The 15,856-nt window shown below is 68.4% G+C and carries 10 protein-coding genes; 7 read left to right on the top strand and 3 right to left on the bottom strand.

Annotated elements, in window-relative coordinates:
• Window positions 1-6 precede the first annotated feature (6 nt).
• The 4 genes from LRX76_RS12960 (at window position 7) to LRX76_RS12945 (ending at window position 6,609) form a co-directional block, all read left to right on the top strand.
• Window positions 7-2,613, top strand: coding sequence for a bifunctional aspartate kinase/diaminopimelate decarboxylase (locus LRX76_RS12960; protein WP_231805888.1), 2,607 nt, complete (start codon window positions 7-9; stop codon window positions 2,611-2,613).
• Window positions 2,614-2,694: 81 nt separating this feature from the next.
• Entirely contained in the window at window positions 2,695-4,212 is a 1,518-nt protein-coding gene (locus tag LRX76_RS12955; RefSeq protein ID WP_231805886.1) for an endonuclease domain-containing protein, read from the top strand.
• Window positions 4,193-5,635, top strand: a complete 1,443-nt coding sequence (gene murD, locus LRX76_RS12950) for a UDP-N-acetylmuramoyl-L-alanine--D-glutamate ligase (RefSeq protein WP_231805884.1) — start codon at window positions 4,193-4,195, stop codon at window positions 5,633-5,635. The genes LRX76_RS12955 and murD overlap by 20 nt, the downstream gene beginning before the upstream one ends.
• A 512-nt stretch (window positions 5,636-6,147) precedes the next feature.
• Window positions 6,148-6,609, top strand: coding sequence for a transposase (locus LRX76_RS12945; RefSeq protein WP_231805882.1), 462 nt, complete (start codon window positions 6,148-6,150; stop codon window positions 6,607-6,609).
• Between the two features lie 146 nt (window positions 6,610-6,755).
• Here LRX76_RS12945 and fes read toward each other — a convergent pair whose 3' ends face one another.
• Both fes and LRX76_RS12935 read right to left on the bottom strand, forming a co-directional pair.
• The gene (gene fes / locus LRX76_RS12940; RefSeq protein WP_231805880.1) at window positions 6,756-8,315 is read right to left on the bottom strand and encodes an enterochelin esterase; all 1,560 of its coding nucleotides are present in this window, start codon (window positions 8,313-8,315) and stop codon (window positions 6,756-6,758) included.
• Between the two features lie 2 nt (window positions 8,316-8,317).
• Window positions 8,318-10,201: a TonB-dependent receptor gene (locus LRX76_RS12935; RefSeq protein ID WP_231805878.1), complete on the bottom strand. Its 1,884-nt coding sequence runs from the start codon at window positions 10,199-10,201 to the stop codon at window positions 8,318-8,320.
• A 258-nt stretch (window positions 10,202-10,459) separates the two neighbouring features.
• Between LRX76_RS12935 and LRX76_RS12930 the strand changes: the two genes are divergently transcribed.
• Entirely contained in the window at window positions 10,460-11,443 is a 984-nt protein-coding gene (locus tag LRX76_RS12930) for a helix-turn-helix transcriptional regulator (protein WP_231805876.1), read from the top strand.
• A 208-nt stretch (window positions 11,444-11,651) separates the two neighbouring features.
• Here the strand turns inward: LRX76_RS12930 and LRX76_RS12925 are convergent, their stop codons facing one another.
• A complete protein-coding gene (locus tag LRX76_RS12925) occupies window positions 11,652-12,650 on the bottom strand; it encodes a polyprenyl synthetase family protein (RefSeq protein WP_231805874.1) in 999 nt (332 codons plus the stop codon).
• A 156-nt stretch (window positions 12,651-12,806) separates the two neighbouring features.
• On the opposite strand from LRX76_RS12925, the gene LRX76_RS12920 reads away from it, so the two are divergent.
• Window positions 12,807-13,304, top strand: coding sequence for a single-stranded DNA-binding protein (locus LRX76_RS12920; RefSeq protein ID WP_231805872.1), 498 nt, complete (start codon window positions 12,807-12,809; stop codon window positions 13,302-13,304).
• Window positions 13,305-14,376: 1,072 nt separating this feature from the next.
• Window positions 14,377-15,792, top strand: a complete 1,416-nt coding sequence (locus LRX76_RS12915; protein WP_231805870.1) for an undecaprenyl-phosphate glucose phosphotransferase — start codon at window positions 14,377-14,379, stop codon at window positions 15,790-15,792.
• Window positions 15,793-15,856: the final 64 nt, after the last annotated feature.

Below are 15,856 nucleotides of genomic sequence, written 5' to 3'. Positions count from 1 at the left end.
CCTCACATGCCTGCTCCCACCTCCGTCGATCGCTGGATCGTCCTCAAGTTCGGCGGCACTTCGGTGTCGCGTCGTCATCGCTGGGACACGATCGGGAAACTGGCGAAGAAACGGGCCGAGGAGACCGGCGCCCGGGTGCTGGTGGTGGTGTCGGCGCTGTCCGGCGTCACCAACGAGCTGACCGCCATCGCCGACGGCGCCGCCGACAGCCGCGAGCGGGTGGAGGCGCTGGTACGCCGCCACCACGAGTTCCTGGCCGAGCTGGAACTGGACGCGCAGGTGCTGGGCGAGCGCCTGGCGGCGTTGCAGGCGCTGCTCGACGACCCGCGCGCCGCCAGCCGCCCGCTGGACTGGCAGGCCGAGGTGCTGGGGCAGGGCGAACTGCTGTCCTCCACGCTGGGCGCGGCCTACCTGCGCACATTGGCACTGGATTTCGGCTGGATGGATGCGCGCCAGTGGCTGGATGCGCTGCCGCCGCAGCCCAGCCAGAGCGAGTGGTCGCAGCGGCTGTCGGTGAACTGCCAGTGGCAGGCCGCCGCGGACTGGAAGGCACGCTTCGACGCCCAGCCCACGCGCATGCTGATCACCCAGGGCTTCATCTCCCGGCACCAGGATGGCGGCACCGCGATCCTCGGCCGCGGCGGCTCGGATACCTCGGCGGCCTACTTCGGCGCGCTGCTCGGCGCCGGCCGGGTGGAGATCTGGACCGACGTGCCCGGCATGTTCAGCGCCAACCCCAAGGAAGTGCCGGACGCGCGCCTGCTGACCCGGCTGGACTACTACGAGGCGCAGGAAATCGCCACCACCGGCGCCAAGGTGCTGCACCCGCGCTCGATCAAGCCGTGCCGTGACGGCCGCGTGCCGATGGCGATCCTGGACACCGAGCGCCCGCACATGCCCGGCACCAGCATCGACGGCGACGCCGAGCCGGTGCCCGGGGTCAAGGCGATCAGCCGCCGCAACGGCATCGTGCTGGTGTCGATGGAAGGCATCGGCATGTGGCAGCAGGTCGGCTTCCTGGCCGACGTGTTCGCGTTGTTCAAGAAGCACGGGCTGTCGGTGGACCTGATCGGCTCGGCCGAGACCAACGTCACCGTGTCGCTGGACCCCAGCGAGAACCTGGTCAGCACCGACGTGCTGGCTGCGCTGTCGGAGGACCTGGCGAAGATCTGCCGGGTCAAGGTCATCGTCCCGTGCGCGGCGATCACCCTGGTCGGGCGCGGCATGCGCTCGCTGCTGCACAAGCTCTCGGACGTGTGGGCCACGTTCGGCAAGGAGCGCGTGCACATGATCTCGCAGTCGTCCAACGACCTGAACCTAACCTTCGTCATCGACGAGGCCGCCGCCGACGGGCTGCTGCCGATCCTGCACGACGAGCTGATCGATTCCGGCGCCATGCCGGTGCACGAGAGCCAGGTGTTCGGCCCGCGCTGGCGCGAGATCATCGGCCAGTTGCGGCCGCGACCGGTGCCGTGGTGGAAGGGCGAGCGCGAGCATCTGCTCAAGCTCGCCGAGGCAGGCACCCCGCGCTACGTCTACCACCTGCCGACGGTGCGCGAGCGGGCGCGCCAGCTCAAGGCGGTGGCCGCGGTCGACCAGCGCTACTACGCGATCAAGGCCAACTCGCACCCGGCGATCCTGGAGGCGCTGGTGGCCGAGGACTTTGGCCTGGAGTGCGTGTCGCTGGGCGAGCTGCGGCGGGTGTTCGACACCATCCCCGAGCTGTCGCCGCGGCGGGTGCTGTTCACCCCCAGCTTCGCCCCGCACGAGGAATACGAGGCCGCGTTCGCGCTCGGGGTGCAGGTCACCCTGGACAACATCGAGGCGCTGCAGCGCTGGCCGCAGGTGTTCCGCGGCCGCGAGCTGTGGCTGCGCATCGACCTGGGCCATGGCGACGGCCACCATGCCAAGGTCAACACCGGCGGCAAGGCCTCCAAGTTCGGCCTGGCGGCCGCGCGCGTGGACGAGTTCGTCGAGGCCGCGCGCGCGCTGGACATCAGCATCACCGGCCTGCATGCACACCTGGGCAGCGGCGTGGAGACCAAGCAGCACTGGCGGCGCATGTACGACGAGCTGGCCGGCTTCGCCCGCCGCATCGGCAGCGTACACACGCTGGACATCGGCGGTGGCCTGCCGATCCCGTACAGCGACGACGACGAACCCTTCGACCTGGACGCCTGGGGTGCCGGGCTGGCGGAGATGAAGGCGGTGCACCCGGCCTTCCGCGTAGCGATCGAGCCGGGCCGCTTCCTGGTGGCCGAGTCCGGCGTGCTGCTGGCCCGCGCCACCCAGGTGGTGGACAAGGACGGCGTCCGCCGCGTCGGCCTGGATGCGGGCATGAACACGCTGATCCGCCCGGCGCTGTACGACGCCTGGCACGACATCGTCGACCTCGACCGCCTGGACGCGCCGCGCGACGGCCTGTTCGACGTGGTCGGGCCGATCTGCGAGTCCTCCGACGTATTCGGCCGCCGCGTGGCGCTGCCGGCCGCCACCGCGCCGGGCGACGTCATGCTGATCGCCGACGCCGGCGCCTACGGCTACGTCATGGCCTCCACCTACAACCAGCGCGCGTTGCCGAAGGAGGAGGTCATCGATGCATCTTCGCCATGACCGCGGCACGGCAAAGCGCGCCGCGCCGATGGCCGCGCGGACATCGGCCCGCCTGAGCACGGATACAGTACCGGACACACCATGAGCGTCTTCGACAAGAACACTATCGCCCGCTTCCGCTTCGTCCGCTGCGCGTTCGACGCGCACACCGGCGTGGCGCAGCTGGTCTATGCCTTTGACGACGGCCCCGAGCTGGTGGAGACCATCACCATCCCGGGGGCGCCGTTCGAGCTGGGCGGCGCACGCGCCGAGGCGGTGCAGCGCGCGCTGCGGCTGCTGCACCTGATCGCCGGGGTGAGCTACTACAAGGCCGCGGTGCCGCCGCTGATCGAGATCGACGGCTATGCCATCGATGCCGCGACCGCGACGCTGCTGGAACAGGTCTACCTCAACGGGCTGGGCGAGTTCGCCTACCGCAACGGGCTCAACCTGCGCGGACGCATCCGCTTCCCGGCCACCGTGGAGCCGCTTCCTCCTCCGCTTGCGGGGGAGGGCCGGGGCGGGGGCGAGGGTGACGCTGAACCGCCCGAAGATCTGCCCCTATCCGCCCTTCGGGCACCTTCGATCCCGAGGGTGCCCAGCCCCGCAGGCGGGAGAAGGGGGGGGAGTGCAGTCGGCGAGGAAGGGAATGAACGGCCGGCGCCGGTGCTGGGCCTGCGCACGCAGGCGCTCACCGCCATCGGCGGCGGCAAGGATTCGCTGGTCAGCATCGAGGCGCTGCGCGGCGCCGGCGTGGCGCAGACGGTGGCCTGGATCGGCGGCTCGCAGCTGATCCGCGCCTGCGCCGAGCGCACCGGCCTGCCGCTGCTCAACATCGGCCGCCAGCTGGCGCCGGAGCTGTTCGAACTCAACCGCCAGGGCGCGTGGAACGGCCACATCCCGGTGACCGCGATCAACTCGGCGATCCTGGTGCTGGCCGCGCTGCTGGTGGATGCCGACCAGGTGGTGTTCTCCAACGAGCGCTCGGCCAGCTACGGCAGCCAGATCCCGGGAACCGGCGAGGTCAACCACCAGTGGTCCAAGGGCTGGGCGTTCGAGCGCGCGTTCGGCGAGTACGTCGAGCAGCGCATCGCCGCCGACCTGCACTACTATTCGCTGCTGCGGCCGCTGTCGGAGCTGGCGGTGGCGCGCCAGTTCGCCAGGAGCGACCGCTACGACGCGCATTTCTCCAGCTGCAACCGCAACTTCCACATCCTCGGCGAGCGCCCGGCGCACCGCTGGTGCGGGGTCTGCCCGAAGTGCCACTTCGTGTTCCTGGCGCTGGCGCCGTTCATGCCCAAGACCCGGCTGGTGGGCATCTTCGGCCGTAACCTGCTCGACGACGCCTCGCAGGCCGGTGGTTTTGATGCGCTGCTGGAGTTCCACGACCACAAGCCGTTCGAGTGCGTAGGCGAGGGCCGCGAGTCGCGCGCGGCGATGGCCACGCTGGCCGCGCGACCGGAGTGGAAGGAGGACGCGCTGGTGGCGCGCTTCGTGCGCGAGATCGCCCCGCAGCTCGATCCGGCCGAGCTGGCGATCGAGCCGTTGCTGGCGCTGGACGAGGAACACCGCATCCCGGCCTCGCTGTGGGAGCAATTGCGTGCGAATTTCGCAGCTTGAGGGCCGCCGCGTCGCGCTGTGGGGCTGGGGCCGCGAGGGCCATGCGGCCTTCCGCGCCATCCATGCGCGGCTGCCGCGGCTGCCGTTGACGCTGTTCTGCCGGCCCGACGAGGCCGCCGCGGCGCAGGCCGACGCCGGCGGCGCGCTGGCGATCGAGACCGAGGCCAGCGCCGCGGCGCTGTCGCGCTTCGAGGTGGTGGTGAAGTCGCCCGGCATCAGCCCGTACAGGCCGGAGGCGCGGGCCGCGGCGGCGAACGGCACGCAGTTCCTCGGCGGCACCTCGCTGTGGTTCTCCGAGCACGCCGACGCCGACGGCTTCGTCGCCAACGCCGTGTGCGTGACCGGCACCAAGGGCAAGAGCACCACCACCGCGCTGCTGGCGCACCTGCTGCGCGCCGGCGGCGCGCGCGTCGGGCTGGCGGGCAATATCGGCCTGCCGCTGCTGGACACACTCGATTCGCCGCAGTCGCCACTCGATCCGCAGCCCGCGCCGGACTGGTGGGCGATCGAGCTGTCCAGCTACCAGACCGGCGAAGTCGCCCGCAGCGGCGCGCGGCCGCAGCTGGCGCTGGTGCTGAACCTGTTCCCCGAACACCTGGACTGGCACGGCAGCGAGGCACGCTACATCGCCGACAAGCTGTCGCTGGTCACCGACGCGGCCCCGCGCATCGCCGTGCTCAACGCTGCCGATCCGCGCCTGGCGGCACTGCAACTGCCGCGCAGCCGGGTGCACTGGTTCAACCGCGACGACGGCTGGCACCTGCGCGGCGAGGTCGTGCACCGCGGCGAACAGGTGGTGCTCGACACCTCCGACCTGCCGCTGCCCGGGCGCCACAACCGCGGCAACCTGTGCGCGGTGCTGGCGGCGATCGAGGCGCTGGGGCTGGACGCGGTAGCGCTGGCACCGGCTGCGCGCAGCTTCCGGCCGCTGCCCAACCGCCTGCAGACGCTGGGCACGCGCGAGGGCATTACCTGGGTCAACGACTCGATCAGCACCACCCCGCACGCCACCCTGGCGGCGCTGGAGTTCTTCCGCGGCCAGCGCATCGCGCTGCTGGTCGGCGGCCACGACCGCGGCCTCGACTGGCACGGCTTCGCCGAGGCAATGGCACGGCAGGCCCCGCTGGAGATCGTCACCATGGGGGCGGGCATTCCCGGTCAGAACGGCCCGCGCATCCACGACCTGCTGGCCACGGTGGCGGATGCCGATGGCTTCGGCCTGCATGCCGCCCGCGACCTGCCCGAGGCGGTGGCGCTGGCGCGCCACGCACTGGGCGGGCAGGGCGGCGTGGTGCTGCTGTCGCCGGGCGCTCCCAGCTTCGGCGCCTACAAGGACTACGTCGCCCGCGGCCGCCACTTCGCCGAGCTGGCCGGCTTCGACCCGCATGTGATCAGTGCCATTCCCGGCCTGGGAATAGCCTGACCCCAACCGCCCGGATGTAGAGCGGAGCTTGCTCCGCTGGGGCATTCCCGGCCATGGTCGACGTCCTCGCGAACAGCCGCCGAGCAAGCTCGGCGCTACGACGGAAGGAGCCGCTACATCGTAGAGCGGAGCTTGCTCCGCTAGGGCATTCCCGACCATGGTCGACGTCCTCGCGAACGGCTGCCAAACAAGCTCGGCGCTACGACGGAAGGAGCCGCTACATCGTAGAGCGGAGCTTGCTCCGCTGAGGCATTCCCGACCATGGCCAACGTCCTTGCGAACGGCCGCCGAGCAAGCTCGGCGCTACGACGGAAGGAACCGCTACATCGTAGAGCGGAGCTTGCTCCGCTGAGGCATTCCCGACCATGGCCAACGTCCTCGCGAACAGCCGCCGAGCTAGCTCGGTGCTACCTTGGTAGGCGATACCCTACGTGCGTCCGTTGCCTTGGCCGACACCGGCGAGGGGGGGAGCCGCATGTTTCAGGGCCCGAGACGACGGGCAGGATTCGTGCATGGCCAGTCCGAACCTGCTGATAGGAAGGCATTCCCTACCCGGCGCCGTCTACATGGTGACGACGGTGGCATCCTCTAGGAGGCGCTTGTTCTTGGAAGAAACGGCCGCTGTCGCGGCCATCGACGAGATCCGTCGTCACGAGCGCGACGGCTGGATGCACAGCCTTGCCTGGGTCCTGATGCCGGACCACCTGCATTGGCTCTTCGCCCTGAACAAAGACTCCCTCAGCCGTTGCATGCAGTCGTACAAGTCGCGATCCGCGCAGGCAATCAATGCGTCCTTGCGTCGCCGTGGCCGGATATGGCAACCGGGCTTCTACGATCATCGCGTGCGAGACGACGAAGACCAGCGTTGCCTGGCCCTGTATGTGGTGACCAATCCCATTCGAGCAGGGTTGGTGAAACGGGCATCGGAGTATCCATACGGATGGTGCCGATGGCCGCTCGAAGAAAACCCGTAGAGCGGAGCTTGCTCCGCTGGGGCATTCCCGACCATGGCCAACGTCCTCGCGAACAGTCGCCGAGCAAGCTCGGCGCTACGGCCAGCATTCCTTCACGCAGTGGGTTTTGGAGGCGGCGATGCGCGCCCTACGTGAATCATGCAGGCTCAATCGCCGCCCAACAGGGCGATCAGTCCTTCGGCGATGCCTTCGCGCCAGACCGCATAGTCGTGGCCGCCGGCATATTCGTGCAACTGCACCGGGTAGCCGCGCCGGCGCAGTACCTCGGCCAGTTCGCGGGTGGATTCCAGGATGCCCTGGCTGGAGTCGCCGCGGCGGCGGATCTCGAGCAGGCCGGCCTCCAGGTAGAACGACAGGTTCGAGCGTGGCGCCTCGGCGAACTGCCGGGCCAGCCAACCGCCGCCGTTCGCAGCCGGGTCGGCATCCAGTGCGGCCGGCCCCCACCAGAACGAGCCGGACTGGGCCAGCACGCGCCCGAAGCGCTGCGGATGGCGCCAGGCCAGGCACGCCGCCGCCAGTCCGCCGTAGCTGGCACCTGCCACCACCACGCGGGATGGATCGCGTTCCAGCGTCCAGTGTCGGTGCAGCCACGGCAGCAGTTCGTCGGTCATGAACGCGGCGAATTCGTAATTGCACGGCAGTTCGCGCGCCCGCGCCTCGGCGGACGAGTTGTCGATCAGCACCGCCATCAGCGGCGGTATCCGGCCGGCGGCGATGAGCTTGTCCAGTGTCGCCGGCAGGGCGGCGTCGCGCAGATAGGCCTGGCGGTCGAACACCAGCAGCAGCGGATAGGTGCTGTTTTCGGCGTAGCCGTGGGGAAGATAGACGCTCAATCGGCGGCTGTTGCCCAGGCGCGCACTGGCGATGCGGTGCTCCTCGACGCGGCCCTGCAGCGTGGACGGTACGGCGGTGGTCCAGTGCTGCGTTGGTGAGCCCGGGAGTGCCAGCAGCGAATCGCTGTCGTATTCGCCGTCACGCGGGTCGCGCCGCCAGCGCGACGGGTTCAGCGGATCGGCCTGCGCACTGGCGCGCATCATCCGCCGCATCAGCCTGCGCTCGCCCGCCGGGACGTCGGGCGCTATCCGGTAGGAAGCGCGGGTGCCGGCGGGCACCTCCAGCTCCAGGAACCACAGGTCGGTGGCGGGGAGTCGCGAGAACGGCCGCAGGTTGGCCGATTGCGCCGGCCAGTACAGGCGTACGTTGCGGGTATCGGGTTGGCCGCGCCAGAGGAAGGTGAGCCTGACCAGCCCGGATGCCAGAGGGGTGTGCAATGGCGTTCCCGCCGCATGGACCTCCTGCCAGAACCTCGGCATCCGTTCCGCGCGCGCAGCTTCCGGCAGGGCCAGTAGTGCCCGCAGGCGCGGATCGGCGGGTACCGCATCGGCGACCGGAAATTCCAGCGCGGCCAGGTCGTGTGGCGGGTCGCGGTGGTCCTGCCATGGCAGTGCCGCCGTTTCCGGACGCAGGCGGTACGGACCGGCCGTGCCGGCGACGAACTGGTAGTCGATCCTGCCGTCTTCGGTCATCTCGAACGCGCGTACGTGGCGGCCGCTGGCATCGAGCAGCAATGCGCGCGCCGGCGCGTCGGCGACCGGCGCGGCCAGCGTCCCGGTCACCAGTGAACCGGCGGCCGCCTCGACCACGAACTCCGACGCAGCGGCATTCCAGGAGAACAGCAGCAATCCGGCCAACAGGTGCGGACACATGCTCAGAAGCTCGCCGTCATCGAGGCGTACCAGCGCCGGCCTTCCTCGTTGTAGTCGCTGCTGTTGTCGCGGTCGACGCTGTGGTCGGCGAGGTTGAGCGCGCCGGCGCGCAAAGTCAGGTGGCGGCCGAGCTTCCAGCTCGAGGTCAGGTCGGCCAGCACGTAACCGCGCTTGGACAGGTTGTTAGCGGCGTTGGCGTAGACCGAGGTGTACTGCCTGCCGACGTAGCGCGCCTGCAGGCCCAGGCCGATCCGCTCGCTGGCCTGCCATTGCAGGTTCACGTTGGCCGAGTGTTCGGGCTTGTAGACCATCGGGCGTGGGGTGTCGTAGCTGAGGTTGGTGGCGTCCAGGTAGGTGTAGTTGGCGCGCACGCTCCAGTCCTCGCCGAGGAGAATGCGGGCATTGGCCTCCAGGCCCTGGGTGCGGACGCGGGCGATGTTCTGGTAGGCGAATATCGGCCGGCCATCGGCGAGGAAGCCGACGAAGTTGGGATAGCTCGGCGCCAGTGCGGTGTCGCGGGTGCGGCTGGTGATGTCGATCATGTCCTCCAGGTCGGTGCGGAACAGCGTGAAGCCGCCGCCCCACCGTCCCCGGTCGATCAGCACGCCCAGCTCGTAGCTGGTGCTGGTCTCGGGCTTGAGATCGGTCGAACCGATGACGTAGCAACCGGTGGTGGCGCTGCCGCAGGACACCGAACCCCAGTTGGGGCTGTTCTGCAGCAGCGTCGGCGCACGGAAGGCGCGCGCCCAGCCGGCTTTCACCGTGATCGCCTCGTCGGCATTCCACACCAGGTAGGCACGCGGGCTGTGGTGCCCGCCGAAGTTCTCGTGGTGGTCGAACCGGTCGCCGAGGGTCAGCCTCAGGTCCTGGTGCAGGACGATCTCGTCCTCGACGAACAGCGCCTCCTGCTGCACCGAGGTGTCCGGATTCTGGCCGTAGCCATCGCTGCCGGGCCAGCCGCCGAGGTTGGCCGGATCGTGCAGTTCCTCCTTGCGTACCTCGCCGCCAAAGGTGAGGGTCTGCCGTTCCAGCGTATCCAGCGTCAGCTTGCCGCTGGCGGAGGTTAGCAGCGACCGGTTCGGGTTGATCTCGCCGCTGATGCTGCCGGTCAGGTTGCGGGTGCGGTCGCGGTAGGCGATAGCCTCGGCGCTGCCGAAATCGTAGCGGCCGCGCCAGGTGAGCGAGCCGGTCTGGCGCTTCATCTCGAAGCCGTCGTGGTCGCGGTAGCTGTCGTCCACCCCCAGGTCGAGATCGTGGTTCTCGCTGGGTGTCCACGCCACGGTCGCGTGGACGGATCGGTTCTCGTTATAAGGCATGCCGGCTTGGCCGGAGTCGTTCACCGCGCCATCGGCATCGCGTTCGTCGCGGCTGCCGTAGACCTTCAGCCCCAGCTTGCCGGCGACCAGCGGGCCGCTCACGGAGAAGGTGCCCTTGCGGGTGTCGCCAGCATCGCGGTCCTGCTGGCGGATGTAGTCGGCGCCGATGCTGCCATGCCAGGCTTCGCCGATGCGGCGGGTGATGATGTTGACTACGCCGCCGATCGCGTCGGAGCCGTACAGCGAGGACATCGGACCGCGCACGACCTCGATGCGCTCGATCATTTCCGCCGGCACCCAGCCGGTGTCGTAGTCGTTGCCACGGAACGACGCACTGGTCGAGTTGACCCGCTTGCCGTCGATCAGGATCAGCGTGTAGGCCGCATCCAGGCCGCGCAGTTGCACCCGCGGGGCGAGGTTGCCCGAGCGCTGCAGGGTGACGCCTTCGACCGAGCCGAGGAGCTGGCCCAGGTCCATGACCGGCTTGAGCGCCAGTTCCTCGCGGTCGATGAGGGTGATGCTGGCCGGGGCCTCGCGCAGCGTCTGTCCGGCGGCGGAGGCGGTGACCACGACTGTGTCGAGTTGCTTGACCGGATCCGCACTGGATTGAGCAAGGGCGGGCAGGCTACAGGCCATGCAGGCGAGCGCCAGCGGAGAGAGGCGAAGGAAAGGGGGCATGGGGAATTCCGGACTGGACGAATCTGTCGCGCGAATGAAATTCGTTCGCGTTTGTGAGTGAAGGCGGCTAATCTAGCCGCTGCTTCGGCGCACCGGGTTTGCACCACGCAGGAAATCCTTTGCGCAATGAAAGAATCGGGGGGAGTGGAAATGTCCGGCATCGTGAGGCGTGACGACCTGCTGATGGGCATGGATCTGATCGGTGGCGGCTATCGCTTCAGTCGCGAGCCTGCCGCCGACCTGCCGCTGCTCGCCGGGCGCACCTTCACCCGCGAGCTGCGCGCGGGACTGGTGCTGCATTGCACCCAGGCCCGCGACCTGCAGGACCTGGAGAGCGAGGCCGAACTCGCACCCGGCGTGAAGATCGTGCTGCTGGTCGATGGCGCCACCGAAGTGGGCTACGGCAGCCACAGCTTCCGACTGGGGCCGCTCGGCGAACAGGTGGCGATGCGGGCCGGCAACTTCGGCGCATTGGTGAACCTGGCCGAGCCGGACCTGTTCCGGCGTCGCTGGCGTGCCGGCCGGCCCGAGCGCAAGGTTTCCATCACACTGAAGCCGGAATGGATCGAGTCGGCCGGGCTGCATGGGCATGACGCCGGCCGCAGGCTGAAGGCGTTCCTTCGCGGGCACATGTCCCAGGCACCGTGGACGCCGTCGGGCCAGGCGCTGGTCGCTGCCGATGCGATCCTGCGGCCGCCACCGCTGCCCGCCGGGCTGCTCGCACTTCACCTGGAGGCGCGCTGCCTGGATATCGTCCTGGAAGCCTGCTCGGTCATCGCCCGGGAATCGCCGCAGTCGCCAAGCCTGGGGCCGCGCCAGCAGCGGCGCATGCGCGCGTTGCGCGAACTGCTCGACAGCGGCCAGGCCGATGCCTGGGATCTGCAGCGGATCGCCCGCCACGTGGCCATCAACACCACCTCGCTGCAACTGGAGTTCCGCGCCGCCTATGGCACCACCGTGTTCGCCTACCTGCGCGAGCGCAGGATGCGGGAGGCCTACGCATTGCTCGCCCGCGGACGCGCCAGCATCGCGATGGCGGCGCAGCGGGCCGGCTACGGCAGCAGCGCGAACTTCTCCACCGCCTTCAAGCGCCGTTTCGGCATCACCCCCGGGCAGGCGCGCGGCCGAACCTGAGCATGTGGCCATTGGGGAGTCCGCAGGCCGGCCCCGTGCGGTCGACGTGAGGGGTAGATGGCGTGCCGGGACATCAAGAACGGCCGCCGAGCAAGCTCGGCGCTACGGTGCAGGACAGCACCTATCGTAGAGCGGAGCTTGCTCCGCTGGGGCATTCCCGACGATGGCGAGCGCCCTCGCGGCCAGCCGTCGGGCGCGCTCGGCGCTACTACGACCTGCGTTCCACCGCATAGCGGGCGAGTCCGCGCAACGCGGCCAGCGCAGGCCTCTCGTCCAGTCCGGCGAGCGATCGCTCGGCGGCATCGGCATACTCGATCGCCCGTTGGCGGCTGTAGTCCAGGCTGCCGGCCACCTCGATGGCGGCCAGCACTTCCGGCATCGCCGTGGCATCGCCGTCCTGCACGATCCCGCGCAGCCGCGAGGAGAGCTGCGCATCGGAGCAGGCGATGGCATGGATGAGCGGCAGCGTCGCCTTGCCCTCGGCCAGGTCGTCGCCCAGGTTCTTGCCCAGTTCGGCGGCATCGGCGGTGTAGTCGAGCACGTCGTCGGCGATCTGGAAGGCGTAGCCCAGGTTCATGCCGTAGTCGTACAGCTGCTGCTGCAGCGTCTCGTCGGCACCAGCGGCCAGCGCCCCCAGGCGGGTGGCGGCGGCGAACAGCACCGCGGTCTTGCGCTCGATCACGCGCAGGTACGCGGCCTCGTCGGTATCGGGGTTGTGCACATGCAGCAGCTGCAGCACCTCCCCCTCGGCGATGCGGTTGGTGGTGTCGGCCAGGATCCGCATCACCGCCATCGTGTCCAGCTCGACCATCAGCTGGAAGCTGCGCGAATACAGGAAGTCGCCGACCAGCACGCTGGGCGCGTTGCCCCACAGGGCATTGGCGGTGCTGCGGCCGCGGCGCAGGTCCGATTCGTCGACGACGTCGTCGTGCAGCAGGGTGGAGGTGTGGATGAACTCGATGATCGCCGCCAACTGGTGGTGGTCGGCACCGGCACCGCCGCAGGCGTGCCCGGCCAGCATCACCAGCATCGGCCGCAGGCGCTTGCCGCCGGCGGAGACGATGTGGTCGGCGATCTGGTTGATCAGCACCACGTCGGAGGCCAGGCGGCGACGGATCAGCGCATCCACCGAGGCCATGTCGGCCGCGGCGAGGGCCTGGATCTGCGAAAGGTCCAGGGCAGGACGAAGGTCTTCGGCGAGGGTCATGCGTTCAGGGCCGTTGGCATCCGAGGATTATAGGTGGGGGCGCCGGATTAGTCCCACATGATGCCGGCCGGCTGGCCGACAGACCCGGGCCGGATCGTTATAATCCAATGGCTAGGCCCGCATCCGGCGGGTGACATCTCCCAACGGAAGAACCCTATGGCTCGCGGCGTCAACAAAGTCATCCTCGTCGGCAACCTCGGCAACGATCCCGACACCAAGTACACCCAGGCCGGCATGGCCATCACCCGCATCAGCCTGGCCACCACCAGCGTGCGCAAGGACCGCGACGGCAACCAGCAGGAGCGCACCGAATGGCACCGCGTGGTGTTCTTCGGCAAGCTCGGCGAGATCGCCGGCGAGTACCTGCGCAAGGGCTCGCAGGTGTATGTCGAAGGCGAGATCCGCTACGACAAGTACACCGGCCAGGACGGCGTGGAGAAGTATTCCACCGACATCGTGGCCAATGAGATGCAGATGCTCGGCGGCCGCGGCGAAGGCGGTGGCGGCGGCATGGGCGGCGACCGTCCTCAGCGTTCGGCCCCGCCGCGCCAGAGCGGCGGCGGCCAGGACTACGCCCCGCGCCGGCAGCAGCCTGCGCCGCAGCAGTCGGCCCCGCCCGCGGACGACTTCGCCGACGACGACATCCCGTTCTGATCGGTTCCGCCTGAAACATATCGTGGGCCACGCCCCGATGCGCATGAAACCCAGACGTCCCGCGCCTCAGCTGCGCGGGGGCGACCTAGGCAATGCCCGGTAGGTCGGGGCTCCCCGACGCTCATTGAATCCCCCCCAGGTAGCCCGCGCCTCGGTCGCGCGGGCTGGCCTGTGGGCTTGGCCTGTTCCCGCTGGGGACGGGCGCCGTGGAACATCTGGCGGACTCACTCTGCCGCTCCGGCGTGGCCCGAACGCGGCGAGCCGCGGGGCCAGGACCACTCCATAGCCTTGGGGCCCGAAGCCGGACCAGAGACCAAGGTGGCCCCACGCGATGAACCGATGGTCGGTCCATGCACAGCCTGGGGCCACGCTCCATGCCTCGCGAACCCGCTCCCCGGCGTCGGCCACATGGGCCGACCGGCATTGCCATTAGATGCCTACTACTCAGGTTCTTGAATCTCCGGTAAAGCTCCGTCGTGATGCCTATCTCCTTTGCGCCAAAAAATTGACATTCTCAGCGTTTCCGCATTGCATCAAAACAAGGCGTTTGTTATTTGAGTGCATCGACAGCCGCTGCCAGTTCCACCCTTATTTCACCTGAAATCAATTTTTCTCTGACAGGAATGAACCGTTAATTCCGGTTAGGAAGAATCCACAGGTTCGTGCACCGTAGTCCTCATGGGTGGCTTCCAATGTCCAAATCATGCGTCAGCGATTTCCGGAGGGCCTATCACAAGGTCCGGTCCTGGGAGCACCCCGTGGTCCCCTCGCTCTATCGTGCAGTCCGTTATGCCCTGTTGGGGGACACTGGGTTATTCAGGACCCACGGCGGCTGGCGCATCTCGCGTATCCGCAGGATGGACGAGGACGAGCAGCAATGAGTCAGCTTTCCGACGCATTGGCAGCTGCACGTATGTCAAGCCTTCACATGTCAATTACATGTCGGGATAATCAGATCTCTTTGTCTCCGCGAAGCCCTCTGTGGCTGGCGGCTGGCCAGGGACGAGCACTGGAGCACGCATAGGAGATGACTTTGTTGCAGGGCAAGATCGGTGATGACGGGATCGGCGGCATGCGTTCCGTGACGGCGCTCCCGGAGCGGGTGGCCACATTGGACCTGTGGCTGCGCATTGCCGATGCCGCGATCGTGGCGGGAGCCGCGGCGGTGTCGTATGTCGTGCGTTTCGGCAACACCTTGCCGCATCAGGAGTACCGCATCGCCATCGGCACCGTGCTGCTGTACGCCACGCTGTGCTTCTGGCTGTCGCCGATCTACCGCGGATGGCGCGGACGCAGCCTGGCGCGCGAACTCGGCGTGCTGTGGCTGGCGTGGACCATCGTCTTCGGCCTGTTCTCGATGCACGCCATGCTGGTGCAGATGGGCAATGTCATCTCACGGCAGTGGCTGGGCTACTGGTACCTGCTGGGTTATGGCGGCATGGCGGTCGCGCGCGTGTGCGCCCATGCACTGCTGCGCAACATGCGCAAGCAGGGCATCGACATGCAGCGGGTGATCGTGATCGGCCTGCGTACCCCCATCCTCAAGCTCTACCGCCACTTGCGGGTGCACCCGGAGACGGGCATCGCCGTTGCCGGCTACTTCGCTTCCCACCACGACACCCACAGCACCTCCGGCAACCTGCCGCCGTGCCTGGGCAGCCTCGCCGCCCTTGGCGCCTATCTGGAGAAGAACCACGACCGGGTCGAGCAGGTCTGGATCTCGCTGCCGCTGTCGGACCGCAACGACATCAAGGGCATGCTGCGTCTGCTCGAGCGCTATCCAGTTCCGGTGAAGCTGGTGCCGGACATCTCCGATTTCGGCATCCTCAATCCTTCCGTCGAACAGATCGGCGGCGTGCCGGTGATCAACCTGCGCCAGGGCGTCGCCAATCCCTACTACCTGGCGGTCAAGCGCATCGAGGACTGGCTGGTGGCCGGCATCGCGGTGATCGTGCTCAGTCCTGTTTTCCTGGTGCTGGCCATCGGGGTCAAGCTCAGTTCGCCGGGGCCGGTGTTCTTCCGGCAGAAGCGCAACGGCCTGGGGGGGCGGGAGTTCCGCATGCTCAAGTTCCGCTCGATGCGGGTACACGCCGAGGATCCGGACAAGATCACCCAGGCCACCAAGGGCGATCCGCGGGTGACCCGTTTCGGTGCATTCCTGCGCAGGACCAGCCTCGACGAGTTGCCGCAGTTCTTCAATGTGCTTGGCGGCAGCATGTCCGTGGTGGGACCGCGGCCGCATGCGGTCCAGCACAACAACCAGTACGAGCGGCTGATCGATCGCTACATGCAGCGGCACTACGTCAAGCCCGGCATCACCGGCTGGGCACAGGTACACGGCTTCCGCGGCGAAACCCCCGAGCTGCGGTCGATGAAGAAGCGTGTGCAGTACGACCTGGACTACATCCGCCGCTGGACTCCCTGGCTGGACATCAAGATCATCGTGCTGACCGCGGTGAAGGTCCTGGCGCAGAAAACCGCCTACTGAACGGCGGACGCATGCCCGGGCATGTTGGCTTGCAGCACCGGGACGTGGACGCTAAGGTCTGTTC

Origin of the sequence: Stenotrophomonas sp. MMGLT7, from assembly GCF_021168555.1 — a bacterium.
In the GTDB taxonomy this organism is placed as follows: domain Bacteria; phylum Pseudomonadota; class Gammaproteobacteria; order Xanthomonadales; family Xanthomonadaceae; genus MMGLT7.
The sequence above is the reverse complement of the archived record's forward strand: the minus strand, read 5'-3'. Positions and strand labels throughout refer to the sequence as shown.

Coding starts and splice junctions, on each gene's coding strand:
- LRX76_RS12960 (WP_231805888.1), top strand. CDS start 7: ATGCCTGCTCCCACCTCCGTCGATCGCTGGATCGTCCTCAAGTTCGGC.
- LRX76_RS12955 (WP_231805886.1), top strand. CDS start 2,695: ATGAGCGTCTTCGACAAGAACACTATCGCCCGCTTCCGCTTCGTCCGC.
- LRX76_RS12945 (WP_231805882.1), top strand. CDS start 6,148: ATGGCCAGTCCGAACCTGCTGATAGGAAGGCATTCCCTACCCGGCGCC.
- fes (WP_231805880.1), bottom strand. CDS start 8,315: ATGTGTCCGCACCTGTTGGCCGGATTGCTGCTGTTCTCCTGGAATGCC.
- LRX76_RS12930 (WP_231805876.1), top strand. CDS start 10,460: ATGTCCGGCATCGTGAGGCGTGACGACCTGCTGATGGGCATGGATCTG.
- LRX76_RS12925 (WP_231805874.1), bottom strand. CDS start 12,650: ATGACCCTCGCCGAAGACCTTCGTCCTGCCCTGGACCTTTCGCAGATC.
- LRX76_RS12920 (WP_231805872.1), top strand. CDS start 12,807: ATGGCTCGCGGCGTCAACAAAGTCATCCTCGTCGGCAACCTCGGCAAC.
- LRX76_RS12915 (WP_231805870.1), top strand. CDS start 14,377: ATGCGTTCCGTGACGGCGCTCCCGGAGCGGGTGGCCACATTGGACCTG.